The 14,849-nt window shown below is 76.5% G+C and carries 16 protein-coding genes; 7 read left to right on the top strand and 9 right to left on the bottom strand.

Annotation, left to right across the window (positions count from 1 at the left end; all coding sequences use genetic code 11):
• Positions 1-44: 44 nt before the first annotated feature.
• A complete protein-coding gene (locus ACF053_RS10090; RefSeq protein ID WP_391953435.1) occupies positions 45-410 on the bottom strand; it encodes a PH domain-containing protein in 366 nt (121 codons plus the stop codon).
• Between the two features lie 99 nt (positions 411-509).
• Between ACF053_RS10090 and ACF053_RS10085 the strand changes: the two genes are divergently transcribed.
• The gene (locus tag ACF053_RS10085) at positions 510-1,802 is read left to right on the top strand and encodes an RICIN domain-containing protein (RefSeq protein WP_391953434.1); all 1,293 of its coding nucleotides are present in this window, start codon (positions 510-512) and stop codon (positions 1,800-1,802) included.
• A 246-nt stretch (positions 1,803-2,048) separates the two neighbouring features.
• Here the strand turns inward: ACF053_RS10085 and ACF053_RS10080 are convergent, their stop codons facing one another.
• Positions 2,049-2,327, bottom strand: a complete 279-nt coding sequence (locus tag ACF053_RS10080; RefSeq protein ID WP_391953433.1) for a hypothetical protein — start codon at positions 2,325-2,327, stop codon at positions 2,049-2,051.
• Between the two features lie 606 nt (positions 2,328-2,933).
• Here ACF053_RS10080 and ACF053_RS10075 point away from each other — a divergent pair.
• Positions 2,934-3,380, top strand: a complete 447-nt coding sequence (locus ACF053_RS10075) for an archease (RefSeq protein WP_058945008.1) — start codon at positions 2,934-2,936, stop codon at positions 3,378-3,380.
• 238 nt (positions 3,381-3,618) lie between these two features.
• Here ACF053_RS10075 and ACF053_RS10070 read toward each other — a convergent pair whose 3' ends face one another.
• The 3 genes from ACF053_RS10070 to ACF053_RS10060 all read right to left on the bottom strand — a co-directional run bounded on the left by ACF053_RS10070 (position 3,619) and on the right by ACF053_RS10060 (position 7,085).
• Complete coding sequence (locus ACF053_RS10070) at positions 3,619-4,821, bottom strand: polyprenyl synthetase family protein (RefSeq protein ID WP_391953432.1); 1,203 nt, start codon at positions 4,819-4,821, stop codon at positions 3,619-3,621.
• A 167-nt stretch (positions 4,822-4,988) separates the two neighbouring features.
• Positions 4,989-6,086: a tetratricopeptide repeat protein gene (locus tag ACF053_RS10065; RefSeq protein ID WP_391953696.1), complete on the bottom strand. Its 1,098-nt coding sequence runs from the start codon at positions 6,084-6,086 to the stop codon at positions 4,989-4,991.
• Positions 6,087-6,788: 702 nt separating this feature from the next.
• Positions 6,789-7,085 (bottom strand): hypothetical protein, encoded by a 297-nt coding sequence (locus ACF053_RS10060; RefSeq protein WP_058945420.1) that lies wholly within the window; start codon positions 7,083-7,085, stop codon positions 6,789-6,791.
• Between the two features lie 302 nt (positions 7,086-7,387).
• Between ACF053_RS10060 and ACF053_RS10055 the strand changes: the two genes are divergently transcribed.
• The gene (locus ACF053_RS10055) at positions 7,388-7,771 is read left to right on the top strand and encodes a hypothetical protein (RefSeq protein WP_391953431.1); all 384 of its coding nucleotides are present in this window, start codon (positions 7,388-7,390) and stop codon (positions 7,769-7,771) included.
• A gap of 403 nt (positions 7,772-8,174) precedes the next feature.
• Here ACF053_RS10055 and ACF053_RS10050 read toward each other — a convergent pair whose 3' ends face one another.
• The gene (locus ACF053_RS10050) at positions 8,175-8,612 is read right to left on the bottom strand and encodes a MerR family transcriptional regulator (protein WP_391953430.1); all 438 of its coding nucleotides are present in this window, start codon (positions 8,610-8,612) and stop codon (positions 8,175-8,177) included.
• 358 nt (positions 8,613-8,970) lie between these two features.
• Here ACF053_RS10050 and ACF053_RS10045 point away from each other — a divergent pair, with 358 nt between their 5' ends.
• The 3 genes from ACF053_RS10045 (at position 8,971) to ACF053_RS10035 (ending at position 11,181) form a co-directional block, all read left to right on the top strand.
• Positions 8,971-9,174: a cold-shock protein gene (locus ACF053_RS10045; RefSeq protein WP_010468045.1), complete on the top strand. Its 204-nt coding sequence runs from the start codon at positions 8,971-8,973 to the stop codon at positions 9,172-9,174.
• Between the two features lie 149 nt (positions 9,175-9,323).
• Positions 9,324-10,826 carry a DEAD/DEAH box helicase gene (locus tag ACF053_RS10040; protein WP_391953429.1) on the top strand — a complete coding sequence of 501 codons (1,503 nt, stop codon included), beginning with the start codon at positions 9,324-9,326 and terminating at the stop codon, positions 10,824-10,826.
• A gap of 94 nt (positions 10,827-10,920) precedes the next feature.
• Positions 10,921-11,181 carry an SCO5918 family protein gene (locus tag ACF053_RS10035; RefSeq protein ID WP_391953428.1) on the top strand — a complete coding sequence of 87 codons (261 nt, stop codon included), beginning with the start codon at positions 10,921-10,923 and terminating at the stop codon, positions 11,179-11,181.
• A gap of 351 nt (positions 11,182-11,532) precedes the next feature.
• Here ACF053_RS10035 and ACF053_RS10030 read toward each other — a convergent pair whose 3' ends face one another.
• On the bottom strand, positions 11,533-11,907 hold the full coding sequence (locus ACF053_RS10030) for a hypothetical protein (RefSeq protein ID WP_391953427.1): 375 nt from the start codon (positions 11,905-11,907) through the stop codon (positions 11,533-11,535).
• 488 nt (positions 11,908-12,395) lie between these two features.
• Here ACF053_RS10030 and ACF053_RS10025 point away from each other — a divergent pair, with 488 nt between their 5' ends.
• Positions 12,396-12,953, top strand: coding sequence for an STAS domain-containing protein (locus tag ACF053_RS10025; protein WP_391953426.1), 558 nt, complete (start codon positions 12,396-12,398; stop codon positions 12,951-12,953).
• Between the two features lie 38 nt (positions 12,954-12,991).
• Here ACF053_RS10025 and ACF053_RS10020 read toward each other — a convergent pair whose 3' ends face one another.
• Together ACF053_RS10020 and ACF053_RS10015 are read right to left on the bottom strand one after the other, a co-directional pair.
• Positions 12,992-14,056 (bottom strand): sulfite exporter TauE/SafE family protein, encoded by a 1,065-nt coding sequence (locus tag ACF053_RS10020; protein ID WP_391953425.1) that lies wholly within the window; start codon positions 14,054-14,056, stop codon positions 12,992-12,994.
• 141 nt (positions 14,057-14,197) lie between these two features.
• Positions 14,198-14,656, bottom strand: a complete 459-nt coding sequence (locus ACF053_RS10015; RefSeq protein ID WP_391953424.1) for an RrF2 family transcriptional regulator — start codon at positions 14,654-14,656, stop codon at positions 14,198-14,200.
• Positions 14,657-14,849 lie beyond the last annotated feature (193 nt).

The raw sequence follows: 14,849 nt of genomic DNA, 5'->3' as shown, positions 1-14,849 counted from the left end.
ACAACCGTGCGACTTCTCCCCCGGGTGGGGGCGACCCGCCCGGCCTAACGGGCCACGAACTGCGTGAGGATGGCCTGCACCTCGTAGATGTCGACACCCTTGGTGAAGGTCTTCTGGACCGGCGTGGGGCTGCCGGAGATCCAGATCTTCAGCTCGGCGTCGAGGTCGAAGGTCCCGGCCGTCTCGACCGCGAAGTGCGTGATGCTGCGGTAGGGGATCGAGTGGTACTCGACCTTCTTGCCGGTGATGCCCTGCTTGTCGACCATGATCAGCCGGCGGTCGGTGAACAGGATCGTGTCGCGGATCAGCAGGAACGCGGCGTACACCCGCTCGTCGGGGCCGAGGAGCCGCGCGTACTCCTGCTGGGCGCTCGCCGGGTCGACGGTGTGCGCGTTGCCGAACAGTGCCATGGAAATCCCCCGTGGATCGATTCGTACGATCGTCGCACTGTACCTTCGCCGGACGGCGCGCGAGCCCGACGGCGCGGGCCCTGGCATGGGTTGAGGAGCATGGTGAACCACCGACCGGACAGCGGCGACCCGCGGGCCTGGGACCCGGAGGCGACGCGGTACCTCCCACCGACCGGCGACCCACGCCCGCAGCCGGGCCACGACGCCCCGCGGTATGACACACCGGGCCATGCCGCCCCGGGATATGACGCATCCGGCGCGTACGACACCCGGGGGTACGACGCCCCGGGTCACGGCGTACCGGGGTACGACGTACCGGCGTATGACGCACCCGCATACGGCGCACCCGCATACGGCGCACCCGGGTACGCCCCCACCACCGACTCCGCCTCGGCCTCCGACGCGACGCAGGTCCTGCCCCCCACCCCCGCGTACGACGCGTCCGCCTCCGACGCGACACAGTTCCTCCCATCCACCCCCGCGTACGAGACCCCGGTCTCCGACGCCACACAGGTCCTCCGTCCCGTCCCCGCCCACGACCCGCCGGCCTCCGACGCGACGCAGGTCCTGCCCCCCACCCCCGCGTACGGCGGGCCGGTGTCCCCGGCCGACGGGGCGGACGGGTACGGGCCGCCGCCTCCGGCGGAGTCGACGCGGCCCCTGCCGCGCGTCGTCGACGAACCTCCGCCCCACACGCCCCGGACGACGTCCCGCGCCACCTCCCGTACCGCGCCCGGCGACGCCCGCCGCCGTGGCCCGTCGCGGGTGGTCCTCGTCGGTGCGGCCATTGCCGCGTGCGCCGTCCTGGGCCTGGGGATCGGGGCGGTGCTCAGCGGCGGCGACGGGGACCCCGCGCCCGCCGCGGCCGGCACGGCGACCGCCGGGTCGGGGGCCACCACCGGGGCCCCCACCGCTCCCGCGCCCGCTCCCACGCCGTCCGCCTCCGCGACGGAGTCGCGGCCGCCGGTCCCGGCGGGACAGTTCGTCCTGTTCGACGCGGCGACCGGCCGGGCCGTCGACGTGTCGGCCGCCGCCACCAACGACGGCGCCCCGGTGATCGTCTGGGAGCGCCACGCCCAGGCCAACCAGCAGTGGCTCGTGGCCGACCTGGGCGACGGCCACGTGCAGATCAAGGCGGTCCACTCGGGGCTCTGCCTCCAGCCGGTCGAGCCGGTCGGGGCGGGCGCCGCCGTCGTCCAGCGCCCGTGCGTCGACAGCGACGCCCAACGCTGGTTGCCCGCCCCGTCCGCCGACGCGACGACGCACACCCTCACCCTCAAGGGATGGGGGCTGGTCCTGGCGCCGGCAGGACCGGAGAACGGCGCCGCGCTGAGCCTCCAGGCCCCCGATCCGGCCGCGCCGCACGGCTGGACGCTCCAGCCCGTCGCGTAGACCCGGGCGCGGGGCCGGGGGCGCCGCCGCACGGCACGGCCTCCGGGCAACCGCACCCCCGCCCGGTACCGGTGACACGGTCACCCCGCCGGGCGGCACCACCACCCCGCCGGGCGGCACCACCACCCCGCCGGGCGGTACCACCACCGCGCCGCGTCCCGGCCGGCCCCACGCCACGCCGTGGCGCCGTCCGCCCCCGGCCACGCCGTATCGCAGTCCCCCGCCACGGGGTGGCGGGGGCCGCCGTCAGCTCATGCCGGCGCCGCCGGCGACGCCGGCGAGCTGCCCCAGGCCCTGCGCGTACGTGGTGGCGCCGCTCATGCCGGTGCCGGTCACGGTGCCGGTGTGACCGAGCAGGGCCGTCCCGGCCGCGCCCAGCGGGATGGCCTCGCTGCCCACGCCCTGCGCCGTCGCGTCGGCGTGGGCGGCACCGGCACCGGCCAGCGCGACGGCGGCGGCGCCGAGGGCGGCGCCGGTGACGAGACGGCCGGTCCTGCGGCTCCTGCGGCTGGGATTGCTGCTCACGGGGGGCTCCTCCGGGTCGGGTACGACGCGCGGGCGGCGCGTCGCCAACGACAACGGCACCGCCCGTCCGGAAGGCACGGGCCCCGGTACCCGGGGAGGAGGGGCCCGGGGCCGGGGCGGGGCGAACCGCGGGGTCGGCCCCCGGCGGTGGCTGCCGGCTCCCGCCGGAACCGGCTGCTCCGGCCGGGGTTCGTCCGACTCACGGGTCCGGCGCCAGGATAACTCCGATCGAGTGACGTGCATCACTTCAGACCATGATTTTTCCGCTCCGACCCGGCATACCCGGACCCGCTGCGGGTACTGCGGGGCCCATGGCTCCCGGCACCGCTGCTCCCAGGAACGCCCCGTCCGACGACCACGCCGCCGCCCCGCCCCGCCGCGCGCCGACCGGCGCGCACGCACCCCCGACCCGGCCCGCACCCCCGCCCCGGTTCGCCCGTCCGGCCCGCACCGCCGGTCCGGCCCGCACCGCCCGTCCGGCTCGCGCGCTGAACGTCCGGCCGGCACCGCGCGTCCGCCCCCCGTCCGCGCGTCCGACACCGCTCCCGTCCGTGTCCGCTCCCGTCGTGGCGGCGTCCGCCGCCCGTGTCCCTGCCGACGGCCGTCATGAACGGTGAGGTCCCCGTACCGCGTTCCGGCGGAGGCGGCCACCGGGCGCTGCCGCACACGGCCGACGTGCGCATCGAGGCGTGGGGCGCCAGCCGCGAGCAGTGCCTCGGGGAGGCGGTGCTCGCCCTGGTGGAGTCGTTCGCCGACGTGTCGGCGGCCCACGCGGACGCGGTGCGGCGGGTGCGGTTGGACGAGGTGGCCGACGACGACCTGCTGGCCGACCTCCTGGACGAGGTGGTCTTCCGGGTGGACGAGTTCGGTGAGGTGCCCGTGGACGTCGAGGTGGAGACGACCGACGAGGGCGGCCTCGATGTCCGGCTCGCCGTGGCGGCGCTGCGGCGGGTGCCGATCACCGGAGCGGTGCCGAGCGCCGTGTCGTGGCACGTGCTCCGCATGGGCCCGGGCCCGCACGGCTGGTCCTGCGCCGTGACGGTGGACGTCTGACGACCCGCCGCGTACGGCTCCCGTCAGGCCCCGCCTGCCTGCGGCCCCCCGCCCGCCCAGCCCGGCTCCGCCCGTATCCACGAGCCGGTCCCGCCTCGTATCCCGCTCGCCCCGCGCCGCCACCGGGGACCGCCTCACGCCGCCGCCCCGCCTCACGCCGCCCCGCCGGGCACCGTCCCGCGCCGCCCCGGGCCTGGGCCCCGGCCCGGTCCCGTAACGGCGACCGGGCGGGGCGGTCTCACACCGCGCGGTGCAGGAGGAAGGCCACCAGGGCGTCGAGGTCGCGGGCCGCGCCCGGGGCGAGGGACGCGTCGTGCAGACAGGCGCGGGCCGCGGCGAGGTGGTGCCGGGCCTCCTCCAGGGTCGCGGCACGCCCACCGGCCCGGTCCACCAGCGCGGCGGCGCGCGCGGCGGTGCCGTCCCCGTGCGTTCCGGCCGCGTCGGGGCCGTCGCCGGCCGTGTCGTCGCCCGGGGTCTCCAGGAGTGCGGCCAGTTCGCGGGCGGCGGGGCCCCCGGCGGTGAGCGCGGAGAGCACCGGGTACGTCTTCTTGCGCCGCCGCAGGTCGCCGTGGACCGGCTTGCCCGTCACGGCCGGGTCGCCCCAGATGCCCAGCAGGTCGTCGACCGCCTGGAACGCCACGCCCAGGTGCCGCCCGGCCCGGTCCAGCGCGGTGACGGTCGCCTCGGGCGCCCCGCCCAGGAGCGCGCCCAGCGCGGCGGCGCAGCCGAGGAGGGCGCCGGTCTTGTGCTCGGCCATGGCGCGGTACTCGTCGGGCCGCACCGCGTCCCGCCCGGTCCAGGGCCGGTCCTCGAAGCACAGGTCCTCCGCCTGGCCGCGCACCAGGTCGGTGAGGGTGTCGCACAGACGGCGCACCGCGGCGCGGGTGTGCTCGCCGGGGGCCTCGGCGAGGGACTGCACGGCGAGCGCGAACAGGGCGTCGCCGGCGAGGACGGCGGGCCCGGTGCCGTACGCCTTCCACACCGTCTCGCGCTGCCGGCGCATCGCGTCGCCGTCCATGATGTCGTCGTGCAGCAGCGAGAACGCGTGCACCAGTTCCACCGCGACCGCGCCGGCCACCGCGACGCGCCCGTCGGCGCCGGCGGCCTCCGCTCCCAGCACGGCGAGGGCCTGCCGTACGCCCTTGCCCTCCGACGCCCCCGGGTCGGGCGTGCCGGCGACGTCGCTCCAGCCGAGCGAGAACGCGGCCATCTCCCCGGTCCAGGGGTGGAGCCCCCCGACGGCGTCGGCCAGGGCGGGCCGCACCAGCGCACGACAGCGCGCCAGGACACCCGCCGCAGCCGCAGCCGCAGCGCCCGCCGCCCCCTCGTGCGCGGCGCCGGAAGCGTCCACCACGTCGAGGGCGCCGACAACCCCGCCCGCACCCGTGGCGCCCGCCCTCCCGGCCGCGTCCGCGCCTGCGGCGCCGGAAGCGTCCACCATGTCCGCGTACACCCTGTCCCCGTCCCTGCCCCTGCCCCTGCCCCGGCTCCTGCTTCCCTTCCCGTCTGCCTCTCCCTCCCCGCCCCCGCCGCGTCGTGCGGAGGGCGTGGGGGGCAGCGGGGGAGCAGGCGGGGCCGTGCGAGCCGACGCGGTCACCGGTACGGAGGTCATCGCGGGGCCTCCTCCTCGCCGGACGGCAGTGGTCCGACGCCCAGTTCGGCGGCCGCCTTCTCGACCATGTCGCGGGCGTGCCGCAGCCCGATGCGGTTCAGTGTGTCGCGCAGTTCGGCGAGCTCGGCGGCGGTCTCCGCGGTGTCGCGGCCGAGCCGGGCGAGGGCCTTGGCGAGTCCCAGCCGGGACAGCGCCGTGCCGCGCGGCTCGTCCATGGCGCGGAACTCCTCCAGCGCCCCCGCGTACGTGTCCCGCGCCTCGGCGTACAGGCCGGCCCGGTACAAGACGTTGCCGCGCATCTTGTGGTTGTACGCGAGCGCGCTCGACAGCTCCATCTCGCGGCAGGCGACCTCGGCCTCGGAGAGCAGCGCCAGCGCCCGCTCCACGTCCCCGTCCCGTACCGAGACGACGTCGGCTATGCCGCGCAGCGCCCACGCCCGGCCCCGCCGGTCGTCGGCCCGGCCGGCCGTCTCGGCGGCCTCCTCGAACAGCTCCAGCGCCCGGTCGTACGAGCCGGTGTTGCGGTGCATCTGCGCGATGCCCTCCAGTGCCCACACGGTGTGCCGGGCCTCACCGCGGCGGCGGGCTTCCGCGAGGAGCTGCTCGTGCAGCTCGCCGACGGCCTGGTAGTCGCCCTGTATCCGCCCGGTCTCGGCGAGCCCCGCGAGGGAGTACCCGCGGACGACGACGTCCCCGCCCCGCTCGCCCAGCTCGGCCGCGAGCCGCAGCAGCCGGTACGCCAGCGCCAGGGCGCCCCGCTGCCGGGCGAGCGTGCCGCCGCTCCACAGCGCCCAGGCCATCGCGCCGACGTCACCGGCCTCCCGGGCGGCCCGGTAGGAGGCCTTCCACGCCCGGTCGGCCTCGTCGATCCGCCCGAGCCGCCGGGACGCCTCCGCCACCGCGAGCCCGCACCGCGCCACCTCGCCCAGTTCGCCGGCCGCCTCGGCGGCGCGGAGCTCGCGCACGCCCGTCTCCAGGACGTCGGTGAGCGAGGAGTTCACCGACAGGGACCCGAGCGCCCCCTGGTACTCGGGTGCGAACGCCTTCCCCCGCGGCCGCCCGGCCGCCCCCGCTCCGCGCCGGTCCGCCCCCACCGTCTGCGTCGTCTGACCCACTGTCACACCCGTTTCCCTATGCGTTCCTTACCGGTCAAGACGGTATGAGCGCGGGGAGGTTCCACGAGTCCCCCTCCGCGCTGGTCAGGGGTCATACCTGAGTGCTACACGGGTGTGCGCCCGTCGTCACCGCGACGTACTCGGAAGGGCCCAGGGGGTACTTCAGACGGACCGCCGGTGCCGCCGGCCCGAGGAGCCCCCGCACCCCCGCACCCCAGGGCCCCGTGGCCGTCAGCCGGTGAGGGCCGGGACGTCCAGGGCGGTGAGGCGGGTGTGGTCGGTGCAGGCGTCGAGACGGGTGACGCGGCCCTCGACGAGCGTGAACGCCCTCAGCGACACCGGGCGACCGTCCACCAGGGCGAGCGCCCGGGGTGCCGTTGACGAGCCTGGGGGGGGGGCACCTCGCCGAACCGGGCGAACGCCACCGCCTGCGCGGCGGCTCTGATCGTCGTGGTCGCCGCCACGAACTTCTGCGACCGCCCGAACGCCATGGTCCGGGAACCCTCCGGCGCGACCTGGTGACGCGGGGAGCGGGGGCCGGAAGCCAGGGGGGCCAGGGAGTCCGCCCCACCGTGCCGGGGACGGCTCCGGGAGGCGGGCGGAGGAGCGCCCCGCGCACGCACGGGAGCCCGCGCGCCCGGGCCCACACGCAGCGCGGGGTCCCTCCCCCTTCCCGCGCCGTCAACCCGGTCGTGTCTGCTTCAGGCGGGTCACGACGGCGCCGTGGCCCTCCTGTACCGCCTCCACCGCCGTCTGGTGCAGGGAGCGGCTCTCCTCCTCGGAGTGGCACGGGACCGGGCTGCCGGACATCGTGTACCACTCCGAACCACCGCTGTACTGGACCGCGACGTCCGCCTCGGTGCCGTACCACGTCGTGTGCACGGTGAGGTCCCCGGTGAGGACACCCAGTTCCTCCGTGCGGACGCCCCCCGTTCCCGCGATCACGTTGACCGTCGTCCACGAAGCCCAGCCGGTCATGGCCGCACCCCTTTCGCCGTGCCGAACACGCCGCGGCACGGGACGCGGCGCCGGTCGGGGCCCTGGACTGGGGCCTGCGGGCGGGTCCCGGTGGAGCCGGGGACGTGCCTGGGTCCTGGAACCACCATGCGCTCGTCGGCGGACCGCGTCGACCCGAACGGGTGACGCCCGCGGGAAGCCGGGGCCCTCGCGCGGACCCGCGGCGCATCGGCGCGTATATCCCGGGCGATGGCGGGGACCCGGAGAAGAAGAGTGGGAAAGCACGGAGGATGGGGTGTACGCGTATGACGACGCGCCATGCGGTGCGAAGGGAAAGTCCCCGGATCGGTGTCCGCCCCGTCGACGAGGTCGAGTCCGCGTACCGGACCCTCGCCGCGGAGGCGACCGGGCCCGGGCGGGACGCCCGCGGCGGCCGGGCGCTCCGGGACAGGGACGGCGACAGGCCCCGCGCCCTGCGGGAAGGCGCCACCGAGGCGTACCGGTGGGCGCTGGCCCGCGCTCCGCAGGGGCCCATCACGGGCGTACGGGGCCGCGACGTGCCCGACGTGTGGCGGCTGACGGCGGAGGTTGACGCGGCGGCGGTCCTGCTCGACGACCCGGCGTGCCCGCACGAGGCACGCGAGTACGTCCGCGGGGTGCACGACGCGCTGGCGTGGGTCTGCGGCCACAGCGACCAGCGCGTCTGACCGCGACGGCCGGCGCGTCCGACCACCGCCGGAGCCTCCGACCACCACCGGCGCGTCCACGACCGGCCGCTCCGACCCCGCCGGACCCGACGACGTCCCTCCTGGGCCGGTCCGCCGGGTGGCCGCCGACCGCAGCCTGCCGGAGCACCGCCGGAGCGGTCCTGCGGTGGTCACCGACCGGAGCCCGCGGAGCCCGCCGGGTGGCGCGCCACTGCAGAGCTCCGAGTCGGGTGCAGATCCCCGAGTCGGCGCCCCGGGGAGCCTCCGCATGCCCGACGTCCCCTGCCTCGGCTGCGCCCGCCGTGCGGGCCGCCCGCCCGAGCCGGCACGACCGGGGTCGTTCCGCCGGGCCCGTCCACCGGCTGTCGCCCGAGCCGGCACCCGACGAGCCGGAGCCGCCGTCTCAGGATCCGGAGCCGTCCGGGGGCCCGGCGTCGTGCCCCGACACCGGCCCGGCGTCGTCCCCCGGCCCGGAGCCGTCTCTCGGCGCGGCACCGTCTCCCGGCCCGGCGTCCTCGGGGTCGTCCCGACGGAGCTCGTCGTTGATGCGCAGGGCCTCGGCCAGGTCGTCCTCCAGGACGATGATCCGGCACGCCGCCTCGACGGGCGTGCCCTGGTCCACCAGCTCGCGGGCGCGAGCCGCCATGCGCAGCTGGCGCCGCGAGTACCTGCGGTGTCCGCCGCCGGACCGCGGCGGTGTGATGAGCCCCGCCTCCCCGAGTGCGCGGAGGAAGGCCGGGGACGTCCCGATCAGCTCCGCGGCGCGCCCCATGCTGTACGCGGGGTAGTCGTCGTCGTCGAGGTTGTCGGCGGGGGTGCTGCGTCGCGCTCCTGGAGCCATGCGCGCCTTTCGTCTCGGGCGTCGTGCCGGGCGGCCACCGGGACGGCACCCCCCTCACGCGGGAACCGTAACCGTCGCGGGTGGCGAATGTCTATTCCGGCCGGTGCAGATTCGCGGGCGGGGCGGCGGCAGCTTTTCTCCCGCAGACAATTCGGCGCCGGGAATTATGGGTCCGTGCGGCAATGCCGTGCTAGCCTCGAAGGAGTTGCAGTTGTGGTTCCCAGAGCTTCATGTGCCCCCCCGCCCCCCACGGGCGGAGGAGCACTTTTGTGTGGCCGGTTCTTCCGGACGGGGTAATCATCGCGGCGACGCGCGGCTCACACGGTGTGGGTCCGAATATCCCCCTGAGGAGATAATCATGGCTACTGGCGTAGTGAAGTGGTTCAACGCTGAAAAGGGCTTCGGCTTCATCCAGCAGGACGGTGGCGGCGCCGACGTGTTCGCCCACTACTCCAACATCGCGACCTCCGGCTTCCGCGAGCTGCAGGAAGGCCAGAAGGTCACCTTCGACGTCACGCAGGGCCAGAAGGGCCCGCAGGCGGAGAACATCCTCCCCGCCTGACGACGTAGGCGTTACGACGCCGCCGGGGCCCGCACCATGGGTGCGGGCCCCGCGCCGTTCCCCGGCGCCGCCGTTCGGCTCGGCGTGCCGCCCGCCCGGCTGAATCGAGGGCCGTGAATTCCTCGATCCCCTGTTTGAGGAATGTCTCCATGGCCCGTACCCCCCGCTCCCGGGGCAATCACTCGGGAACCCGCCAGTCTGCCCCGGCACCCGCCGGGCGCGGCGCGCGGAATGACCGGACGGACAACAGTCCGAAGGGCGCGAAAAGCGCGCGGACACGGGGCGGCAACCGCTCCACCCCGCCCCCGCCCGGCGATTTCGCCATGCCCGTCACCCACACGCCGCCGCTGCCGCCCGTCGCGTCCTTCGCCGACCTCGGCCTGCCCGCGCCGATGCTGCGGGCGCTCGAAGCCGAAGGCGTGACCGCGCCGTTCCCCATCCAGGCGGCGACCCTCCCCAACTCCCTGGCGGGACGCGACGTCCTCGGCCGCGGCCGCACCGGCTCCGGCAAGACGCTCGCCTTCGGGCTGGCCGTGCTCGGCCGGCTCGCCGGGACCCGAGCCGAACCCCGCCGGCCGTCGGCGCTGGTGCTCGTCCCCACGCGGGAACTCGCCCAGCAGGTGACCGACGCGCTCGCCCCGTACGCCCGCGCGCTCGGCCTGCGCCAGGCGACCGTCGTCGGCGGCGTGTCGATCGGCCGCCAGACCGCCGCCCTGCGCGGCGGCACGGACGTCCTCGTCGCCACCCCCGGTCGCCTCAAGGACCTCGTCACGCGCGGCGACTGCCAGCTGGACGACGTCAGCGTCACCGTCCTCGACGAGGCCGACCAGATGACGGACATGGGCTTCCTGCCGCAGATCACCGGCCTGATCGACCAGACCCGGCCCGACGGGCAGCGGCTGCTCTTCTCCGCCACCCTCGACCGCAACGTCGACGCCCTCGTGCGGCGCTACCTCACCGACCCGGTCGTCCACTCCGTGGACCCGTCGGCGGGTGTGGTCACCTCGATGGAGCACCACGTCCTGCACGTCCACGACACCGACAAGAACGCGACGGCGACCGAGATCGCCGCCCGTGACGGTCGCGTGATCATGTTCCTGGACACCAAGCACGGCGTCGACCGGTTCACCAAGCACCTCCTCAAGAGCGGCGTGCGGGCCTCCGCGCTGCACGGCGGCAAGAGCCAGCCGCAGCGCACCAGGACCCTCGCCCAGTTCAAGGAGGGCCACGTCTCGGTGCTGGTCGCGACGAACGTCGCCGCCCGCGGCATCCACGTCGACGACCTCGACCTCGTCGTGAACGTCGACCCGCCCGGCGACCACAAGGACTACCTGCACCGCGGCGGCCGCACCGCCCGCGCCGGCGAGTCGGGCAGCGTCGTCACGCTGGTCCTCCCGCACCAGCGGCGCGACGTCGACCGCCTCATGGTGCACGCCGGCATCAAGCCGCGCACCACCGCCGTCCGCTCCGGCGAGGCCGAGCTGACCCGCATCACCGGCGCCCGTACGCCGTCCGGCATACCGGTCGTCGTCACGGTCCCCACCCCCGCACCGGCCGCGGCGGCGAAGCCCGCCGCCGCCGGCCGCGGCCGACGCGGCGGGGCACGGCGGGGCCGCCGCCCGGCGCGTGGCGCAGCGAGCACCCAGCGGTGACCCCGCGCGGCGGCACCCCACACACGCCGCCGCGCACCCCACCCGGACGTCCCGACCCGTCCACCGACCGACGACACGACCCTGCGAGGCCGCCATGCGCTGTGTGATCGCCAGCTTCCCCTTCGACTTCGTCCAGAGCGAGGTGCAGACGCTGATGGCCGGCGTCACGCCCGAGCCCGCCGTGGGGCCCTGCGCGGTCATCGGCGACCACACCTACCCGGTCAAGCAGGTCGGCGAGGTGATCACCCGGCAGGACCGGCGCGACTTCACCGCCGCCGAGGTGACCCGGGCCCTGCGACGCCTCGGCTTCACCTGCGTCACCGCCCCGGCGCCCTCCGCCGACCCGCTGGGCTGACCGCACGCACGCCACAGCCCCGGCCCGGCCCCGTGCCGGCCGGCACGACGGTACGTACGGCATGTGACGCGTCGCACACGGCGTGCCGCGCGTACGGCGTGCGGAAGCGTGCCGTGGCGGAGAGCGGTCCCGCGCGTGCGGAACCGTGCCGCGTACGAGGATGCTCCGCGTGCGCAACCGTGCCGTGTGCGCGGCCGGGGTGCCGAGGGCGCGGACGTGCCGTGTGCGCGGACGTGCCCGCGCGCGGAGGCGTACGGCGTGACGCCTCCGGCACCGCGCGCCGCACGGCGTCACGTGCCGCGGAGGACGAGACGTGATGGGGGCGGCCGGGGTCCGGCCGCCCCCGGCCGCTCAGTCGTCCGTGTAGCTGAAGTCACCCACCGTCCACGCGTTCACGTCCGCGATGGCCACGCGGTACATCCCGCCCGTCTCCGGGATCCCCAGGGTGCCCTGGAGGATCCGCGCCACGTGGAAGTGCAGGTACGTCGGGGCCGCGTCCTCGTCGGGACGCGCCTCCTCCGGCGGCGACGCGAACCCCGCGGCGAACGCGCCGAGTCGCTCCGAGTCCCGCAGGACCTCCGCCACCCGCTGCCGCCACGCGGCCTCGGGGGCGAGCCGCCCGGTGATGACCGCACCGTTGACCACGACGGTGAGGGACATCTGATTGGACTGCTCCGTTTCCACGGTGGCCGCGACGTTCACGAGCAGTGCATCAGGCTTCGTCATGCCCCGAACCTACAATCCCCGGCGGCGAAGTGGTGCCCCCGCACCCAAGCCGGCTCCGCCCGACCCGCCCGGAGCGCCGCCCGCACCCCGCCCCGTACCCCCGTCGTCACGCTTCGCCATCAGCCGGCGCCCGGCGTCCCCGGTGTGCGCGGCGCTCCGGGCCGGTGCCTGCCCGTGGCCCGCCCCGGCGCCCCACCCGAGGTGCGCGTCGGTCGCACGGACCAGGCCGGACCAGGCCGGACCAGGCCGGGGCACGACCTGGCCGACCGCCTCGAACCGCTCCTCGGGGGAGGGTTCGGCCCCGTCGGGCCCCTGCCCCGGACCTCGATGGGTACTCGGCGGCGTCGACCGGCCGGGTTCCGCCGGCGGTCTCCCGCCCCGCCGCGGCCCGCGGGGGTGAACCGGCCGTGGTGCCCGTGTCCGGGGCCCGCCCGACCGCTGTTGATCACCCCGTGAACGACTCGACGACCTGCCCGATACTGCCCCTTGTGCCTCCGGCGCCTCGCGCGCCCCTCACCGGTACGCCGGGTACGCCCGGACCCGCATCCGCGCTGCCGCCCGCGCCCGCGCTGCCGCCCGCGCCCGTCGCCCCCGCCGGGCCCGTCGTCCCTCATGTGCTGCCCGCCCGGCCCGCCGTGCCCGGTGGCGTCGGCGTCCGCTCCTGTACGACCGCCGCCGACACGCTCACCATCCGGCTCGCCGGCGAAGTCGACCGGTACAGCGCCGCCCCGCTGAGGGTGGTGCTGACGGTGGCGGCCGTCTACGGGTACCGCGGACTCGTCCTGGACGCCACGGCGGTCACCTTCTGCGACTCGGCGCTCCTCGGCGTCGTCGCGTGGTGGCAGCGGGACCGGCGGCGACTGCGGCTCGTCCCCTCCGGGGCGGTCGACCGCCTGCTGCGCGCGGCCCGCGCGGCGGGCGCCGCACCGGTCATCACCCCCCACCGGCCGGAGCGGACCCACCGGCCGGAGGGAGCCCACCGGCCGGAGGGAGCCGACGGGACGCAACAGGCCCCCGGCAGGAGCGGAACCGCCGGGCAAAGGTGACCCGCCGGTGGAGGTGACCCGTCGGCCGTGGCGGTCCGTCATCCGGCGGGGCCACGCCGGGCGGCGTCGGGGGCGGGCACCGCGCCGGCGGCCTCCGGATCGGGCCCCGGATCGGGTGCGCCCACCGCCGCCACTGTCACTGCCACCGTTGCCACCGCGGCCGTCCTGGCCGCAACCGCATCCGCAGCGATGTCCGCGTCCGCGTCGGCATCCGCGTCCGCGTCCGCGGCGGCGGGGGCGTTCTGGCGGCGGTGTGCGCGGACCGTGTGGGCCACGGCCGCCGCCCACACGGCGCACACCAGCGCGTACACCGCTCCCTGCGTGGCGCCCCCGGCCGAGACGCCGTCGGAGCGCAACAGGGTCCGGACGTTGGTCAGGACGATGAGACCGCCCACGGCCGCCCCGAGGACGCGCGCAGGGAGGTGGCGTACCAGCCATGCGGCGAGCGGCGCGGCGACGAGGCCGCCCGCGAGCAGGGCGGCGGCCCAGGTGGGGTCGATGCCCTGCGAACCGAGCCCCACGAGGAACCCGAGGCTCGCGGCGACCGCGACCAGGAACTCGCTGGTGTCGACCGAGCCGATGACCTTGCGCGGCTCCAGGCGGCCGCCGGCCAGGAGGGCCGGGGTGCCGACCGGGCCCCACCCGCCGCCGCCCGTCGCGTCGAGGAACCCGGCGGCCAGGCCGAGCGGCGCGAGGAAGCGTCTGCGCAGGGGCTTGCCGACGTTGCCGGTGGGCAGCCCGAGCAGGGTGAAGCGGCCGAGCACGTAGAGGCCGAGGCCGAGCAGGACCAGCGCCGTCAGCGGCGCGGCGAGGGCGGTGGAGAGGCCGGACAGGAAGGTCGCGCCGGCGAAGGCACCGGCCGCGCCGGGAACGCCGATCCGGGCGACGACCTTCCAGTCGACGTTCCCGAGCCGCCAGTGGGCCGCCCCGGAGGCGAGCGTGGTGCCGATCTCCGCCAGGTGGACGGTCGCGGAGGCGCTGGCCGGGTGCGTGCCGAAGGCGAGCAGCAGGCTCGTCGACGTGACGCCGTAGGCCATCCCCAGGGCGCCGTCGACGAGTTGCGCGCCGAGCCCCGCCAGGGCCAGCAGGACCAGCGTCTTCACGGCCGCCTCCAGACCACCCGGTTCCCTACCGGTTGGGTAGGGATACTGGCGGGCCGTCACCGCGCACGCAACCGGGTGGTCGTGGCGGGCGGTGCCCCCTCGCCGCCCCCTGGGGGAAGGGCGCGGTGGCGGGATGCCGGCTCAGGGATTGGACCAGGCGGCCGGGTCCTCCGCCAACGCGCCGACGGACGGGGGCAGCTCGCCCGACGCCACGTCGGCGAGGGAGACCCCTTCGAGGACGCTCCGCACGTTCGCCCGCAGGGCGATCCACAGGGGCAGCAGCGACTCGGCGGGGCCGCTGTAGGAGAGCTCGGGCGGGCGGACCCCGCGTACGGAGACCAGGGGCCCGTCGACGGCCCGCACCACGTCCGCGATGCTGACGTCCCGCGCCGGCCTCGCCAACCGGTAACCGCCGTTGACACCGCGCTGGCTGACGACGAGCCCGCTGCGGCGCATGTCGTTGAGGATGCCTTCGAGGAACTTGTGCGGGATGTCCTGCGCCTCCGCGATGGCCTCGGCCTTCAGGGGCGCCGTCGGACCGGCGGTGGCGAGCAGCAGCGCGGCGCGCACCGCGTAGTCCGCCTTGGCCGAGATTCGCATGGGCCCATTATCCCGCCGGTCCGCCGGTCCGCCGGTCCGCCGCCCGGCGGGTCCGTCCGTGCGTCCGGCGGGTCTGCCCGTCCGCCTGGGGGGTCCGTCCGTGCGTCCGGCGGGTCTGCCCGTCCGCCTGGGGGGTCCGTCCGTGCGTCCGGCGGGTCTGCCCGTCCGCCTGGGGGGTCCGTCCGTGCGTCCG

The organism is Streptomyces kanasensis (assembly GCF_043077165.1).
Classification (GTDB): Bacteria; Actinomycetota; Actinomycetes; order Streptomycetales; family Streptomycetaceae; genus Streptomyces; species Streptomyces changanensis.
This window is presented reverse-complemented; position numbering and strand designations above follow the sequence as displayed.